14 protein-coding genes are annotated in these 13,789 nt (G+C 75.5%); 9 read left to right on the top strand and 5 right to left on the bottom strand.

Going from position 1 to position 13,789, the window contains the following annotated elements; all coding sequences use genetic code 11:
* Positions 1 to 47: 47 nt before the first annotated feature.
* From SGLAU_RS04745 to SGLAU_RS04735, 3 genes are read right to left on the bottom strand one after another with little or no spacing between them, the layout of a single operon-like run.
* A complete protein-coding gene (locus SGLAU_RS04745; protein WP_043498613.1) occupies positions 48 to 512 on the bottom strand; it encodes an NUDIX domain-containing protein in 465 nt (154 codons plus the stop codon).
* The gene (locus tag SGLAU_RS04740; protein WP_043498612.1) at positions 509 to 2,047 is read right to left on the bottom strand and encodes an ATP-dependent DNA ligase; all 1,539 of its coding nucleotides are present in this window, start codon (positions 2,045 to 2,047) and stop codon (positions 509 to 511) included. The genes SGLAU_RS04745 and SGLAU_RS04740 overlap by 4 nt, the downstream gene beginning before the upstream one ends.
* A 29-nt stretch (positions 2,048 to 2,076) precedes the next feature.
* A complete protein-coding gene (locus tag SGLAU_RS04735) occupies positions 2,077 to 3,066 on the bottom strand; it encodes an NAD(P)/FAD-dependent oxidoreductase (RefSeq protein WP_078957602.1) in 990 nt (329 codons plus the stop codon).
* A 78-nt stretch (positions 3,067 to 3,144) separates the two neighbouring features.
* Here SGLAU_RS04735 and SGLAU_RS04730 point away from each other — a divergent pair, with 78 nt between their 5' ends.
* The 6 genes from SGLAU_RS04730 (at position 3,145) to SGLAU_RS04705 (ending at position 8,402) form a co-directional block, all read left to right on the top strand.
* Positions 3,145 to 3,729 (top strand): helix-turn-helix domain-containing protein, encoded by a 585-nt coding sequence (locus SGLAU_RS04730; protein ID WP_043498611.1) that lies wholly within the window; start codon positions 3,145 to 3,147, stop codon positions 3,727 to 3,729.
* A 108-nt stretch (positions 3,730 to 3,837) separates the two neighbouring features.
* Complete coding sequence (locus tag SGLAU_RS04725) at positions 3,838 to 4,803, top strand: NADPH:quinone oxidoreductase family protein (RefSeq protein ID WP_043498608.1); 966 nt, start codon at positions 3,838 to 3,840, stop codon at positions 4,801 to 4,803.
* Positions 4,800 to 5,981, top strand: coding sequence for an acyl-CoA dehydrogenase family protein (locus tag SGLAU_RS04720; protein WP_043498606.1), 1,182 nt, complete (start codon positions 4,800 to 4,802; stop codon positions 5,979 to 5,981). The genes SGLAU_RS04725 and SGLAU_RS04720 overlap by 4 nt, the downstream gene beginning before the upstream one ends.
* Positions 5,978 to 7,060: an acyl-CoA dehydrogenase family protein gene (locus SGLAU_RS04715; RefSeq protein ID WP_043498603.1), complete on the top strand. Its 1,083-nt coding sequence runs from the start codon at positions 5,978 to 5,980 to the stop codon at positions 7,058 to 7,060. The genes SGLAU_RS04720 and SGLAU_RS04715 overlap by 4 nt, the downstream gene beginning before the upstream one ends.
* A gap of 170 nt (positions 7,061 to 7,230) precedes the next feature.
* Complete coding sequence (locus SGLAU_RS04710) at positions 7,231 to 8,094, top strand: phosphatidylinositol-specific phospholipase C/glycerophosphodiester phosphodiesterase family protein (protein ID WP_043498601.1); 864 nt, start codon at positions 7,231 to 7,233, stop codon at positions 8,092 to 8,094.
* Between the two features lie 113 nt (positions 8,095 to 8,207).
* The gene (locus SGLAU_RS04705) at positions 8,208 to 8,402 is read left to right on the top strand and encodes a hypothetical protein (protein ID WP_043498599.1); all 195 of its coding nucleotides are present in this window, start codon (positions 8,208 to 8,210) and stop codon (positions 8,400 to 8,402) included.
* 29 nt (positions 8,403 to 8,431) lie between these two features.
* On the opposite strand, the gene SGLAU_RS04700 is transcribed toward SGLAU_RS04705, so the two are convergent.
* Complete coding sequence (locus SGLAU_RS04700) at positions 8,432 to 9,670, bottom strand: phosphodiester glycosidase family protein (RefSeq protein WP_043498598.1); 1,239 nt, start codon at positions 9,668 to 9,670, stop codon at positions 8,432 to 8,434.
* A 491-nt stretch (positions 9,671 to 10,161) separates the two neighbouring features.
* Between SGLAU_RS04700 and SGLAU_RS04695 the strand changes: the two genes are divergently transcribed.
* The 3 genes from SGLAU_RS04695 to SGLAU_RS04685 are packed head-to-tail and all read left to right on the top strand — an operon-like array spanning position 10,162 to position 13,062.
* A complete protein-coding gene (locus SGLAU_RS04695; RefSeq protein WP_052413628.1) occupies positions 10,162 to 11,184 on the top strand; it encodes an NAD-dependent epimerase/dehydratase family protein in 1,023 nt (340 codons plus the stop codon).
* Positions 11,185 to 11,227: 43 nt separating this feature from the next.
* Positions 11,228 to 12,151: a glycosyltransferase family 2 protein gene (locus tag SGLAU_RS04690; RefSeq protein WP_412556217.1), complete on the top strand. Its 924-nt coding sequence runs from the start codon at positions 11,228 to 11,230 to the stop codon at positions 12,149 to 12,151.
* Positions 12,148 to 13,062 (top strand): glycosyltransferase family 2 protein, encoded by a 915-nt coding sequence (locus tag SGLAU_RS04685; RefSeq protein WP_043498596.1) that lies wholly within the window; start codon positions 12,148 to 12,150, stop codon positions 13,060 to 13,062. Before SGLAU_RS04690 ends, SGLAU_RS04685 begins: the two co-directional genes overlap by 4 nt.
* Before the next feature lie 120 nt (positions 13,063 to 13,182).
* Here the strand turns inward: SGLAU_RS04685 and SGLAU_RS04680 are convergent, their stop codons facing one another.
* On the bottom strand, positions 13,183 to 13,746 hold the full coding sequence (locus tag SGLAU_RS04680) for a hemerythrin domain-containing protein (RefSeq protein WP_043498594.1): 564 nt from the start codon (positions 13,744 to 13,746) through the stop codon (positions 13,183 to 13,185).
* Positions 13,747 to 13,789: the final 43 nt, after the last annotated feature.

Here is a 13,789-nt window from a genome sequence, read left to right as displayed (position 1 = left end):
TTCGACCTTCGCGCGCGGCGGCGGGGGCCGCAACGCGGGGCGTCTCCTCAGGGCGAGTGCTCCGCCAGGCGGTCGAGAAACGCGGCCTGCGCGCCGACGATCACGGCCCTGCCCGCGTCCAGGCCGAACCAGCGGACCCGGTCCAGCTCGGGGAACTCGGCCGCCCGCCCGCTGCGCGGCGGCCACTCCATGGTGAACGTGCCGGGACGGACGGCCTCCGGGTCAAGGTCGCCCTCCACCGCCCACACCGTCACGGTCTTCCCGCCGGTCTGGCGGACCTCGCCGAGCGGCACGGCCTCCCCGTCGGGCGGCTCCAGCCCCAGCTCCTCCCGGAACTCACGGCGGGCGGCCTCCCAGGCGGGCTCGTCCGGCGCGTACTCGCCCTTCGGCACCGTCCAGGCCCCGGCGTCCTTCCCGGCGAAGTACGGCCCGCCCATATGGCCGAGCAGCACCTCGAGGCCCTGGCCGGTGCGCCGGAACAGCAGCAGCCCCGCGCTGCGCCGGGCGGTCACGGCCGTACCTCCGGATGGGCGGCCAGCACGGTCTCGACGGTGTCGGCGTCCTGCGGCCGCTTGTCCTCGCGGTAGCGGACCACGCGGGCGAAGCGGAGCGTGACACCGGCCGGGTAGCGGGTGGAGCGCTGCAGGCCGTCGTAGGCGATCTCCACGACCAGTTCCGGCCGGACGGTCACCACATGGCCGTCGTCGGACACCGCCAGCTCCCGCAGGCGTTCGGTCTGCCAGGCCAGCAGCGCGTCCGTCAGGCCCTTGAAGGTCTTGCCGAGCATGGCGTACGAGCCGTCCTCGCGGCGGGCGCCCAGGTGCAGGTTGGAGAGCCTGCCGGTGCGGCGGCCGTGGCCCCACTCGGCGGCGAGCACCACCAGGTCGAGGGTGTGCACGGGTTTGACCTTCAGCCAGGACGCGCCGCGCCGGCCCGCGCTGTAGGGCGCGCCGAGGTCCTTGACCACCACGCCCTCGTGGCCCCGGGCCAGCGTCTCGGCCAGGAACTCCTCCGCCGCGGGCAGGCCGCCGGGCCCGGACACCACCGTGCGCCGCACCCGCATCGGCTCGGGCACCAGCCGGGCCAGCTCCGCGTGCCGCTCGGCGAACGGCAGGTCGAGCAGATCGCGCCCGTCGACCGAGAGGGCGTCGAAGAAGACGGGGGAGACCGGCACCGCCTCGGCGGCGGTCGCCACGTCCACTCGGGAGCCGACGCGGCCCGCGGTCTCCTGGAACGAGCGCGGCCGGCCGTCCGCGTCGAAGGCGATGACCTCGCCGTCCAGGACGAACCGCTCGCCGCGCAGCTCCAGCGCCGCCGCCGTCACCTCGGGCAGCCGGCCGGTGATGTCGTCGAGGGTGCGGGTGTACAGCCGTACGGTGCCGCCGTCCCGGTGCACCTGGACACGGATGCCGTCCAGCTTCTCCTCCACCGCGCAGACGCCCAGCTTGCCGACCGCCTCCGCCACCGAGGACGCGCTGTGCGCGAGCATCGGCAGCACCGGGCGGCCGACGGTGAGCCGGAAGCGCTCCAGGGCGGGCGGGCCCTCGGTGAGCAGCGCCTGCGCCACGGTCTGGAGCGAGCCCGCCAGCATCACCGCCCGGCGGACGTCGGCGGGCGGCGCGCCGGTCGCGCCCGCCAGGCCCTCCACGGCCACCGCGTCCAGCGCGCCCTGGCGGACCTCGCCGGTGAGCAGGCCCAGCAGGAACCGCTGCTCCTCCTGCGTGGCCGCGCCCATCAGCTCCCCGACCAGCCGCGTCCGCTCGGCCTGCGAGCCGGGTCCGGAGACCTCGCCGAGGGCGGTGAGCCGGGCGTCCACCTCCCGCACGGTCAGGCTGGGTTCGGCGGCCGGGGCGACGGGGCGGCCGAGCACCTTCCATCCGACGCCGAGCCGCCCCTGCGGCAGCCGCCCCGCCAGGTACGGGATGACCACGGGGACGTCCGCCGCCTGTGCCTCGCGGAACAGCTCCGCGAGCAGCGCGGTCTTGCGGGAGCGCGCCGAGGTGGCGGCGACCTCCCGGGACACCTGGGCGAGCCGGGCCAGCAGCATGCAGTCATGGTGCACCGGCACGGCCGGGTCTACACCCGCACCGCGGAGTCCAGGTCGGTCATCAGCAGTTCCCCGTTGAGCGCGGCGGCGGCCCGGTAGCCGCCGCTCGCCGCGTGGACGACCTGCTCGGCGAAGCCGATCGCGTTGCCCGCCGCCCAGACGCCGGGGACGCTGGTCAGGCCGTGCGCGTCCACCACGGGGTAGCTGCCGAACGGGGTCTCGTGGAAGGCGGCGCCCAGCCGCTCCAGCAGCCCGGTCCGCGGCACCGGGCGCGGGGAGACGAACAGCACCTCGCGGGCGTGCGCGGAGCCGTCCGCGAGCCGGACCGCGGTGAGCCGGTCGTCCTCGGCCACCACCTCCGCCACCTCGCCGGGCACGACGGTCACCCCGGCCGCGGCGAGCCTGCGCAGATCGCCGTCCGGCAGGTCGTCCCCGGCGACCGTGTGCAGGAAGAACGTCACGTCCTTCGACCACTGGGTGACCATCAGCGCCTGGTGCACGCTCAGCGGTGACGCGGCGAGCACGCCGAAGGCCCGGTCGCGCACCTCCCAGCCGTGGCAGTACGGGCAGTGCAGCACATCGCGCCCGAACCGCTCGGCGACCCCGGGCACGGCGGGCAGCTCGTCCCGCAGGCCGGTGGTGACGATCAGCCGCCGGGCCCGCACGGTCCGGCCGCTCTCCAGCGCCACGGCGAAGTCCCCGTCCCGGGTGACGTCCACCGCCCGGTCCCGGACCAGCTCGACGCCGTAGCGGGCGACCTCCTCGCGGCCGAGGGCCAGGAAGTCGGCGGGCGGCATGCCGTCGCGGGAGAGATAGCCCTGCATGTGGGCGGCGGGCGCGTTGCGGGGCTCGCCGGCGTCGACGACGAGCGTCCGGCGGCGGGCCCGGCCCAGGACCAGCGCGGCGGACAGGCCGGCGCTGCCGCCGCCGACGACGACCACCTCGTACGTCTCGGTTCCCTCGGGCTGCCGGGCCGCCCCGCCGGTCGCCGCGCGGGTCTCGGTCGAATGCTCGGTCATGTGACCACCTCCGCGTCCGACGGTCGCGCGGGCAGGGCGGCATTGACAAACAAGTTTGCCGAAACTGCAATGTGAGTCATGGGTACCGATGAGGTTCTGGCGGGCGTGGGCCCGAGACTGCGGCGGATCCGCAAGGAGAAGGAGGTGACGCTCGCGGCGCTGTCCGAGGCGACCGGCATCTCGGTGAGCACGCTGTCGCGGCTGGAGTCCGGCCGGCGCAGGCCGTCCCTGGAGCTGCTGCTGCCGATCGCCCAGGCCCACCAGGTCCCGCTGGACGAACTGGTCGGCGCGCCGCGGGTCGGGGACCCCCGGGTGCGGCCCGTCAAGCCGATCGAGCGGGACGGCCGGACGTTGATCCCGCTCACCCGGCAGCCCGGCGGACTCCAGGCGTACAAGATCATCGAGCCGAAGCGGCGCCTGGACCCGGCCCCGCAGACGCATGAGGGCTACGAGTGGCTGTACGTGCTGGCCGGGCGGCTCAGGCTGGTGCTGGGCGAGCACGACGTGGTGCTCACGTCCGGGGAGGCGGCGGAGTTCGACACCCGGGTGCCGCACTGGTTCGGGTCGACCGGGGAGGGGCCGGTGGAGTTCCTCAGCCTGTTCGGCCCGCAGGGCGAGCGGATGCACGTGCGGGCGCGGCCGAAGAGCGCGGCCGGCGGGTGAGCCCCGGATCAGACGGGTGCCCCTCCGGCTGTTCCCTGAACGGCAAGCGACCGCTTAGTATGCGATCCGACCCCGGTCAGACGAAGCAGTCCCCCGTGGAGGCACCGCATGCAGGCATGGCACGTGCACGAGAACGGCGAGCCGGGCGAGGTGATGCGCCTGGCGGAGGCCGAGCGCCCCACACCCGGTGACGGCCAGGTCCTGGTGAGAGTGCGCGCCGCGAACGTCAACTTCCCGGACGCGCTGCTGTGCCGGGGCCAGTACCAGATCCGGCCGCCGCTGCCCTTCACCCCCGGAGTGGAGATCTGCGGCGAGACCGAGGACGGCCGCCGGGTCATCGGCAACCCCGCGCTGCCGTACGGCGGCTTCGCCGAGTACGCCGTCGCGGACGCCGCCGTCCTGCTGCCCGCCCCCGAGTCGCTGGACGACGCCGAGGCCGCCGCCCTGCACATCGGCTACCAGACCGGCTGGTTCGGCCTGCACCGGCGGGCCGGCCTCCAGGCCGGCGAGACCCTGCTCGTCCACGCCGCCGCGGGCGGCGTCGGCAGCGCGGCCGTCCAGCTCGGCAAGGCGGCCGGCGCCACCGTCATCGGTGTCGTCGGCGGTGCCGACAAGGCCGCCGTCGCCCGGGAACTGGGCTGCGACACCGTGATCGACCGGCGGACCGAGGACGTCGTCGCCGCCGTCAAGGAGGCCACCGGCGGCCGGGGCGCCGACGTGATCTACGACCCCGTGGGCGGGGAGGCCTACACCCAGTCCGCCAAGACGGTCGCCTTCGAAGGGCGGATCGTGGTCGTCGGCTTCGCGAGCGGCACCATCCCGAGCCCCGCGCTCAACCACGCCCTGGTGAAGAACTACTCGGTCCTCGGCCTGCACTGGGGCCTGTACAACACCAAGAACCCGAAGCTGGTCCGGCACTGCCACGACCAGCTCACCGACCTGGCCGCCCGGGGCGCGATCAAGCCGCTGGTCAGCGAGCGCGTCCCGCTCGCCGGGGCCGCGGCGGCCGTGCAGAAGGTCGCCGACGGCCGCAGCACCGGCCGGATCGCCGTCATGACGGAGGAGGCCCGATGACCGACGCCACCGAACTGCGCCGCCGCACCCAGGAGTTCCTGGCCGCGCACCCGCCCGCCGGCACCGGCCGGCTGGAGTTCCTGCGGGCCCGCTTCGACGCCGGACTCGCCTGGGTGCACTTCCCGGAGGGCCTCGGCGGACTGGGCGCCCCACGCTCCCTCCAGGCCGTCGTCGACGCCGAACTGGAGGCCGCCGGCGCCCCCGACAACGACCCCCGGCGCATCGGCATCGGCCTCGGCATGGCCGCCCCGACCATCCTGCAGTACGGCACGCAGGAGCAGAAGCGGCGCTTCCTCAAGCCCCTGTGGACCGGCGAGGAGGTGTGGTGCCAGCTCTTCAGCGAGCCCGGCGCCGGATCCGACCTGGCCGCGCTCGGCACCCGGGCCGTCCGCGAGGGCGACGAATGGGTCGTCGACGGGCAGAAGGTGTGGACCTCCAGCGCCCACGTCGCCCGCTGGGCCATCCTCATCGCCCGCACCGACCCGGACGTGCCCAAGCACCGCGGCATCACCTACTTCCTGTGCGACATGACCGACCCCGGCGTCGAGGTGCGCCCGCTGCGCCAGATCACCGGCGAGGCCGAGTTCAACGAGGTCTTCCTCACCGGCGTCCGCATCCCCGACGCTCACCGGCTCGGCGAGGTCGGCGACGGCTGGCGGGTCGCCCAGACCACGCTGAACAACGAACGCGTCGCCATCGGCGGCATGCGCATCCCGCGCGAGGGCGGCATGATCGGCCCGGTCTCCCGGACCTGGCGCGAACGCCCCGGACTGCGCACCCACGACCTGCACCAGCGGCTGCTCACCCTCTGGGTGGAGGCCGAGGTCGCCCGCCTCACCGGCGAACGGCTGCGCCAGCAGCTCGTCGCCGGGCAGCCCGGCCCGGAGGGCGCCGGCATGAAGCTGGCCTTCGCCCGCCTCAACCAGGCCATCAGCGGCCTGGAGGTCGAACTGCGCGGCGAGGAGGGCCTGCTCTACGACGACTGGACCATGCGCCGCCCGGAGAAGGTGGACTTCACCGGCCGCGACGCCGGATACCGCTACCTGCGCTCCAAGGGCAACAGCATCGAGGGCGGGACCAGCGAGGTCCTGCTGAACATCGTCGCCGAGCGCGTCCTCGGCCTGCCCGCCGAACCGCGCACCGACAAGGACGTCGCCTGGAAGGACCTCGCCCGATGACCGACCCCGACCTGCTGTACTCGGAGGAGGAAGAGGCGCTGCGCGCCGCCCTCCGCGGCCTCCTCGCCGACCGCTGCGACCCGGCCGCCGTCATCGCGCGCGCCGAGTCGGACACCCCGCACGACCCGCGGCTGTGGAAGGACCTCACCGACGGCATGGGCCTGGCCGGACTGCTGGTGCCCGAGGAGCGCGGCGGCCAGGGCGCCACCCACCGCGAGGCCGCCGTCGTCCTGGAGGAGCTGGGGCGCGCGGTCGCACCCGTGCCCTTCCTGACGAGCGCGGTCGTCGCCACCGAGGCGCTGCTGGCCTGCGACGACGCCGGCGATCTGGTCGAGGACCTGGCCGCCGGCCGCAGGATCGGCGCCCTCGCCGTCGCGCTGAACGCGACGGCGGGCGGCACGGTGCGGACCGTACACGTCGACGGCGGCACCCTGCGCGGGGAGCTGACCGGCATCGCGGACGCCGCCGTCGCGGACGTCCTGCTCGTGCCCGGCGACGACGGCGGCCTGCACGCGGTCGACGCCGCCGACGCGACCGTCACCCCGCAGCCGTCGCTCGACCTCACCCGGCCGCTCGCCACCGTCACCCTCGACGGCGCCCCGGCCCGCCGGATCGGAGCCGCCGAACCGGCCGTGCGCCGGGCCCTGCGCTCCGCGGCCGGACTGCTGGCCTCCGAACAACTGGGACTCGCCGACTGGAGCCTGACCGAGACCGTCCGCTACCTCAAGGACCGCAAGCAGTTCAACCGGCCGGTCGGCGGCTTCCAGGCGCTGAAGCACCGGCTCGCCCAGCTGTGGCTCGAGGTCGTCAGCCTGCGCGCCGCCGCCCGTGCCGCCGCCGACGCCCTCGCGACCGGCCACGACACCGAGGTGGCGGTCGCGGTCGCCCAGGCATACGCCGCTCCGGTCGCCGTCCGCGCCGCCGAGGAGGCACTGCAACTGCACGGCGGCATCGGCATGACCTGGGAACACCCCGTGCACCTCTACCTCAAGCGGGCCAAGGCCGACTCGATCGCCTACGGCACCGCGGGCGCCCACCGCGCGGCGCTGGCCGAACTGGTGGACCTGCGGGCCCCCTGACGGACCGCCGGGAAAGCCCGCCCCACCAGGGGCGGGCTTTCCCGTGCCCGCCGCCCGGCGAGGTGAACACCTGACGGCACTCAGGCCAACTCCCCGCACGCACGGGCCCGTCGGGCCCCCGCCGATCGCATACTCGCTGCGTCCCCTCCGGCTCCCCAGGGAGGCAGCGCATGGCCCTCACCACCCGCCGCAGAGCCCTCACCACCCTCGGCGCCGCCCTCGCGGGCGCCGTCACCCTGCCCGCGCAAGGCGCGCTCGCCGGTGAACAGCGCCACGGACCACGGCCGTTGTGGCGCGCCCACGCCCACAACGACTACGAGCACCCACGCCCCCTGCTCGACGCCCTCGACCACCGCTTCGGCAGCGTCGAGGCCGATGTCTTCCTCGTCGACGGCCGGCTGCTCGTCGCCCACGACCCGGAGGACCTCGACCCCGCCCGCACCCTCGAAGCCCTCTACCTCGACCCGCTCGCCGCCCGCGTCCGCGCCCACCACGGCTCGGTGTACCGGGGCCACCGGGGCTCCCTCCAGCTGCTCGTCGACCTCAAGACCGAGGGCTCCTCGACCTACCGGGAGCTGGACCGGCTCCTGCGCCGCCACCACCGCCTGTTCACCACCTACGCCCACGGCCGGGTGTTCCCCGGCCCGGTCACCGCCGTCGTCTCCGGCGACCGGGCCGCCCGCGGCCCCATGGAGGCGCAGACCGTCCGCCGCGCCTTCTACGACGGCCGGCTCACCGACCTCGGCGGCCCCGCGACCGCCTCCTTCGCCCCACTCATCAGCGACAACTGGACGCGGCACTTCACCTGGCAGGGCGTCGGCGCGTTCCCCGCGGCCGAGCGGCAGAAGCTGCACGACATCGTGCGGACGGCGCACGCGCGCGGGCAGCGGGTGCGGTTCTGGGCCACCCCCGACCAGCCGGGCCCGCAGCGGGACGCGGTGTGGACCGAACTGCTCGCCGCGGGCGCCGACCACCTGAACACCGACGACCTCGCGGGCCTCGCCACCTTCCTCGACACCCACACCCAGGCCTAGACACCACACGAACGGAGGACAGCGCAGCGGCACGGACGAACCCTCCGCTACGCCACACTTGCGGCCGAACGCCGTGAACCGGACGCGTGACGGCGTGGCGGAGGAGGTTGACGATGGCCGTTTCCATCTCAGTGGTGCTGCTGCTTCTGGTCCTTGCGGTGATCTTTCTGCGCAACGGCGGCCTGAAGATCTCCCACGCGCTGGTCTGCCTGCTGCTCGGCTTCTACCTGGCCAGCACCAGCATCGCCCCCACCATCCAGAGCGGCCTGACGGCGACCGCGGACATCGTGAGCAGCCTGAGGCCCTGAGGCCCGCCGCAGGCCGGAGGGAAGGGGGCTCACCCCGTCGAGAACACCCCGATCCCGTTCGGCACCGGGCGCTCGACGCCGCCGGACGGGTGATTGCGGACGGTCACCGCCGTCGTGCCGGGCTCGCGCGCGACCAGGGTGGAGGAGCCGCCGCCGTCGAGGCTGAAGGCGTCGACGGCGCCCAGCGTCCGCATCACGCCGGCCAGTTCGGCCACCGTCAGGCCGGTGCGGTAGGCGGGGGAGCCGTCCAGCGCGAGCAGCAGGACCCGTCGGCCGCCGTCCGCGAGGCCGGCCGCGGAACGCACCGCCGTGGCCCGGTGGTCCAGGCCGGGCAGCGGCTGCCCGCCCGACAGCACCGGACAGCCGCCCACGACGAAGCGGTACGGCACGCCGGACCGGGCCGCCACCAGCCGGTGCCGCACCCGCACGGTGTCGCCCACGGCGAGCTTGCGCAGCCACTGCGCCCCCGCCTCGCGCCCGACCAGCACCGTCGTGCCGGGGGCGATCGGCCCGCCGCCCGGCGTCTGGCCGGTGGCCACCACCCGGCCGTACCGGACCGTCACCTCATGGGTGTCCGCGCTGCACGGCGCGGCGCGTTCGGTGTCCGTGCCGCAGGTGGCGCGCACCCGGGAGGCGACGCCCCAGTCCGCGGTGAACGCGCCGACCGAACCGACCGGCAGCGCGTACTGGTTGAGCCCGCCGAGCGGCAGCCGCTCCACGGGCGTGGTGACCGACCCGACCAGGACGAGGGAGTCCAGCCGGGCCCGCCGGTCGGTGCCCACCCCGAACACGTCCCGGGTGGACGTGCCGGGCGGCAGGGCCGGGCCGAAGCGCTGCCCGTCCGGCACCGCCGCCTTCAGCGTCCGGCGGCCCGCGACGGCCGGTCCGACGCTCGCACCGGTCGCCTCGACGCCGGGGTGCTGGGTCTCGGTGATGTTGAAGAAGTCCCCGTTGACGCCCGCGACGGCGGCCTGCCGGTCGGCGAGCCGTGACACGGTCGCGCGTCCGGCCACCACACCCGGATACAGCAGGTCCAGGCGGACCCGCGGATGGCGCAGGTCGACGGTCAGCACGTGCGCGCGGGCCGGGCCGGCCGCCGCCTGGAGGTCGAACCGCTCGTAGACCACGCCCGGTGCGACCTCGACACGCGACGGCGCGGCGTCGGCCGGTGCCGCACCGGCCAGGGACGCACCGGCCAGCGAGCCGAGTGCCGTGAGGAGTGCCAGGACCGTTCTGCCCGCCCCGGCGCGCTTCTGAGGTGTCGTCACACGTCCCCCCTGAGGTTCCGTCAACTCTCGCAGCCCCGTGGCGCGGTGCACCAGACGGCGATGTCCGGCCGGGTGGCCGGAGACGCACGGTGCGGCACGGACGGGCGAACGGGCCGCCCCAACGGGTGACACGGCCGTCCCGGCGGTCCGCCGGTCTCCTCCGGCACGGGCGGCACCGTCGGTCCCGGTGGTCTCGTCCGGCACCGCGGCCCCGGCGTCCGCCGGTCTCCCGCGGCGCGGGCGGCACCGGCGTCCCGTGGGTCTCGTGGAGGCACGACGGCACCATCAGTCCCGCAGGTCCGTCCGGCGCTGAACCGCACCGGTGGCCCCGCAGGTCTCTTCCGGCACCCCCGACACCCGCGTCCCGCTGGCCTCCTGTGGCACGGCGGCACCGGGCATCGGAGGATGAGAACGGCCCCCGGGGGACTCGGGCGCCGCTCGGCACCCGCCCCCCCGACGGGTGACGCACATGGCGGAAGGAGGCCGTGCACATGACGCCGATGGCGTTCTCCGCGATACCGCTGCCGATGTCACGGCCGCGCTGGAAAAGGGCCCTGGTCACCGGCGGCGCCGGGTTCCTGGGCTCCCACCTGTGCGAGCGGCTGGTCGACGCGGGGATCGAGGTCGACTGCGTGGACGACCTGTCGTCCGGAGACGCCGGCAACATCCGCCACCTGGCCGGACGTCCGGGATTCCGGTTCCTGCGGCAGGACGTGAGCGCCCCCGGCCGGCCCGAGGCGCTGCCCGGCCCCTACGACCTGGTGCTGCACTTCGCGGGCCCCGCCTCGCCCGCGGACTGCCTCGACCGCCGGCTGGCCGCCCTGGACGCCGCCGGGCCCGGCACCCGCAACGCCCTCGCCGTAGCCGAACGGGACGGGGCCCGCTTCCTGCTCGGCTCCACCTGCCACGTCTACGGCGATCCCGCGACACATCCGCTGCGCGAGGACTGCTGGGGCCATGTCGACCCGGTCGGGCCGCGCAGCGCGCACGCCGAGGGGAAGCGGTTCGCCGAGGCCCTGACCACCGCCGGCGCGACGGCCCACGGCACCGACGCCGGGATCGTCCGCGTGTTCGACACCTATGGTCCGCGGATGCGGGCGGACGGCCGCCAGGCCCTGCCCACCTTCATCCGGCAGGCGCTCGCCGGAGCGCCCGTCACCATCGAGGGCGACGGCAGCCAGACCCGGGTCCTCGGCTACGTCGACGACATCGTCGAGGGCGTGCTGCGGGTGGCCGCCAGCCGGGCCGTACGGCCCGTGAACATCGGGGGCGACGACGAGGCCACCGTCGAGGAGATCGCCCGCCGGGTGATCCGCCTGACCGGCTCCCCCTCACGCCTGGTGTACCGCCCCGGACGCGCGCACGACCCCGCCCGGCGCCGCCCCGACACCACCTTCGCCCGGGAGGTGTACGGCTGGTCGCCGGCGATCCCGTGGGAGGAGGGGTTCAAGCGGACCATCGCCCACTTCGCCGAGCGGGCCGGACCCGGTGCCCGGCAGCAGGAGTGGCTGTGAAGGCCGCGGTCCGCGCCGTGCTCCGGCTCCGCGACGGAAGGACGTGAGCGACCCCGTGCACCAGCAGGCCCCGACCCCCGCCGTCCCGGCCCGCGCGCCCGCGGCCGGGCGGATCACCGTCGCCGTGATCACCCGCAACCGCCGCGCGAGCGTGCTGCGGACCCTGGACCGGCTGGCCGAACTGCCCGAACGTCCCCCCGTCATCGTCGTGGACAACGACTCCGCCGACGCCACCGCCGACGCGGTCCTGGACCACCCGGCGGGCGCCCGCGTGCTGAGCCCCGGGCGCAACACCGGGGCCCTCGGCCGCAACCTCGCCGTCCGGCACGCCACCACCCCCTACGTCGCCTTCAGCGACGACGACTCCTGGTGGGCCCCCGGCGCGCTGGCCGCCGCCGCCGACACCTTCGACGCCCACCCCCGCCTGGGTCTCCTCGCCGCGCGCACCCTCGTCGGCCCGGACGCCGCCGAGGATCCGCTGAACCGCGTCCTGGCCGCCTCCCCGCTGCCCCCCGACCCCGGGCTGCCCGGCACCCCCGTGCTCGGCTTCCTCGCCTGCGCGTCCGTGGTGCGGCGCCGTGCCTTCCTCGACGCCGGGGGCTTCCACCCGGTGCTGTTCTTCGGCGGCGAGGAGACCCTGCTCGCCTACGACGTCGCCGCGCGCGGCTGGGGCGTGGCCTACGTGCCCTCGGTGACCGCCCTGCACCACCCCGACCCCGGCGGACGGCCCGGCCGCTCCGCCGCCCAGCGGCGCAACGAGGTGCTCACCGCCTGGCTGCGCCGCCCCGTCCCCGTCGCCCTGCGCAGCACGGCTCGACTGGTCGGCGAGGCCGTACGCCGCGAACCGGCCGCCGGGGCCGCCCTGCGCGGCGCCGTCGCCCGGTTCCCCGCCGCCCTCAGACACCGCGCGCCGCTGCCCGACCGGGTGGAACGGGCGGCCCGACTGCTGGACCGGAGGCAGCCATGACCGACGACGCGACCGGGCCCGACGGCCGTACCACCGTGGTGGTGATCACCCGCGACCGCCGGCCGGAACTGCTGCGCACCCTGCGCACGCTGCGCGACCTGCCGGAACGGCCCCCGGTGATCGTCACCGACAACGGCTCCCGCGACGGCACCGCCGAGGCCGTCGCCCGCGACCACCCGGAGGTGCTGCTGCTGCGGCCCGGACGCAACCTGGGTGCCATCGGCCGCAACCTCGCGGTGCGGCACACGCGCACCCCGTACGTGGCCTTCTGCGACGACGACACCTGGTGGGAGCCCGGCTCCCTGCGCCGCGCGGCGGACGTGCTCGACGCGCACCCGGCGGTCGCCGCGGTGACCGCCCGGATCGTGGTCGAGCCGTCCGGGGCGGAGGACCCCGTCGTCGCCGAACTGCGCGACTCGCCCCTGACCGGTCCCGACTGGCTGCCCGGCCCGGCCCTCGGCTCGTTCCTGGCCGCCGCCACCGTGATGCGTGCCGACGCCTTCCGGTCCGTCGGCGGCTTCCACCCCGGGCTGTGGCTCGGCGGCGAGGAGGAACTGCTCGCCACCGACCTGCTGCGGCGCGGGCACTGGCTCTGCTACGTCCCCGAGATCACCATCCATCACGCCGCCTCCCCGGTCCGCGACAGCACCCACCGGCGCGTGCTCGGCCTGCGGAACACCCTGTGGTTCACCTGGCTGCGCCGTCCCCTGCCGTCGGCGCTGCGCCGCACCTGGTACCTGCTGCGCACGGTGCCGCACGACCGGGCCTCGGCGCGTGCCTTCGCCCACGCGGCGGCCGGCCTGCCCTGGGTGCTGCGCCAGCGCGACCCCGTCCCGCCCGAACTGGAGGCCCGGCTGGCCCTGCTGGAGGAGGCGCAGCGGAGGTCGCCCGCGCGCCGGTACGTCGGCTGAGGGCGGGCACACCGGCGCGCACGACGGCGGCCGTGGCTGTGTGCCACGGCCGCCGTCGTGCGCGGACCGGAGGAACCGCTGCCCCTGCGCCGGGCGAGGGACCCGTGCCCCGGACGGGGCTCAGTCCTTCTTCCCCCGGCCGCTCAGGGCGTCGCGCATCCGGTCGACGAGTCCCATGCCGGGCGCGAGCATCTTGTTGGCCGGGGGCTTGTCCGGGGCGGCCGGGTGCGGCCGGGTCGGCGCCATCTTCTTCGCCGTGCGCACCTTCTCGCCCAGCTCGTCCAGGGCCTCGGCCGGACACGACTGGCGGAGCAGGGGGAAGAGGTTCTCCTCCTCGTCCGCCACGTGCGAGCGGATCTCCATCATGAGCATGCCCATGAGGCGGTCGAACTCGGGGTCCCCGGCGTCGCAGCCCTCCAGATCCTTCATGATCTGCTCGGCCTTGGCGTGGTCCTCCAGCTCCTTGTCGGCCAGCGCGTCCCCGTTCGGCACGTGCTCGCGCACGGCCGGGTACAGATGGGCCTCCTCGGCGACCGAGTGACGCACCAGCTCCATGACGACCTGGTCCGCGTAGACCTTGCGGTCCTTGTCACCCGACGGCAGGGCCTCGATCCGCCCGAACAGCGTCTCGACCTCCCGGTGATCCGTCACCAGCTCGTCGATGACGTTTCCTCCGTGTCCCATGTCACTCCCTCCATCGTGGCTGCGGCGGCTCCCGGGGGCGGGG

Origin of the sequence: Streptomyces glaucescens (assembly GCF_000761215.1) — a bacterium.
Taxonomy (GTDB): Bacteria; Actinomycetota; Actinomycetes; order Streptomycetales; family Streptomycetaceae; genus Streptomyces; species Streptomyces glaucescens_B.
The sequence above is the reverse complement of the archived record's forward strand: the minus strand, read 5'-3'. Positions and strand labels throughout refer to the sequence as shown.

What these genes read in the sequence shown, in the direction of transcription:
- SGLAU_RS04740 (WP_043498612.1), bottom strand. Translation starts at nt 2,047, where the DNA reads ATGCTGCTGGCCCGGCTCGCCCAGGTGTCCCGGGAGGTCGCCGCCACC.
- SGLAU_RS04735 (WP_078957602.1), bottom strand. Translation starts at nt 3,066, where the DNA reads ATGACCGAGCATTCGACCGAGACCCGCGCGGCGACCGGCGGGGCGGCC.
- SGLAU_RS04730 (WP_043498611.1), top strand. Translation starts at nt 3,145, where the DNA reads ATGGGTACCGATGAGGTTCTGGCGGGCGTGGGCCCGAGACTGCGGCGG.
- SGLAU_RS04725 (WP_043498608.1), top strand. Translation starts at nt 3,838, where the DNA reads ATGCAGGCATGGCACGTGCACGAGAACGGCGAGCCGGGCGAGGTGATG.
- SGLAU_RS04720 (WP_043498606.1), top strand. Translation starts at nt 4,800, where the DNA reads ATGACCGACGCCACCGAACTGCGCCGCCGCACCCAGGAGTTCCTGGCC.
- SGLAU_RS04715 (WP_043498603.1), top strand. Translation starts at nt 5,978, where the DNA reads ATGACCGACCCCGACCTGCTGTACTCGGAGGAGGAAGAGGCGCTGCGC.
- SGLAU_RS04710 (WP_043498601.1), top strand. Translation starts at nt 7,231, where the DNA reads ATGGCCCTCACCACCCGCCGCAGAGCCCTCACCACCCTCGGCGCCGCC.
- SGLAU_RS04705 (WP_043498599.1), top strand. Translation starts at nt 8,208, where the DNA reads ATGGCCGTTTCCATCTCAGTGGTGCTGCTGCTTCTGGTCCTTGCGGTG.
- SGLAU_RS04695 (WP_052413628.1), top strand. Translation starts at nt 10,162, where the DNA reads ATGACGCCGATGGCGTTCTCCGCGATACCGCTGCCGATGTCACGGCCG.
- SGLAU_RS04685 (WP_043498596.1), top strand. Translation starts at nt 12,148, where the DNA reads ATGACCGACGACGCGACCGGGCCCGACGGCCGTACCACCGTGGTGGTG.
- SGLAU_RS04680 (WP_043498594.1), bottom strand. Translation starts at nt 13,746, where the DNA reads ATGGGACACGGAGGAAACGTCATCGACGAGCTGGTGACGGATCACCGG.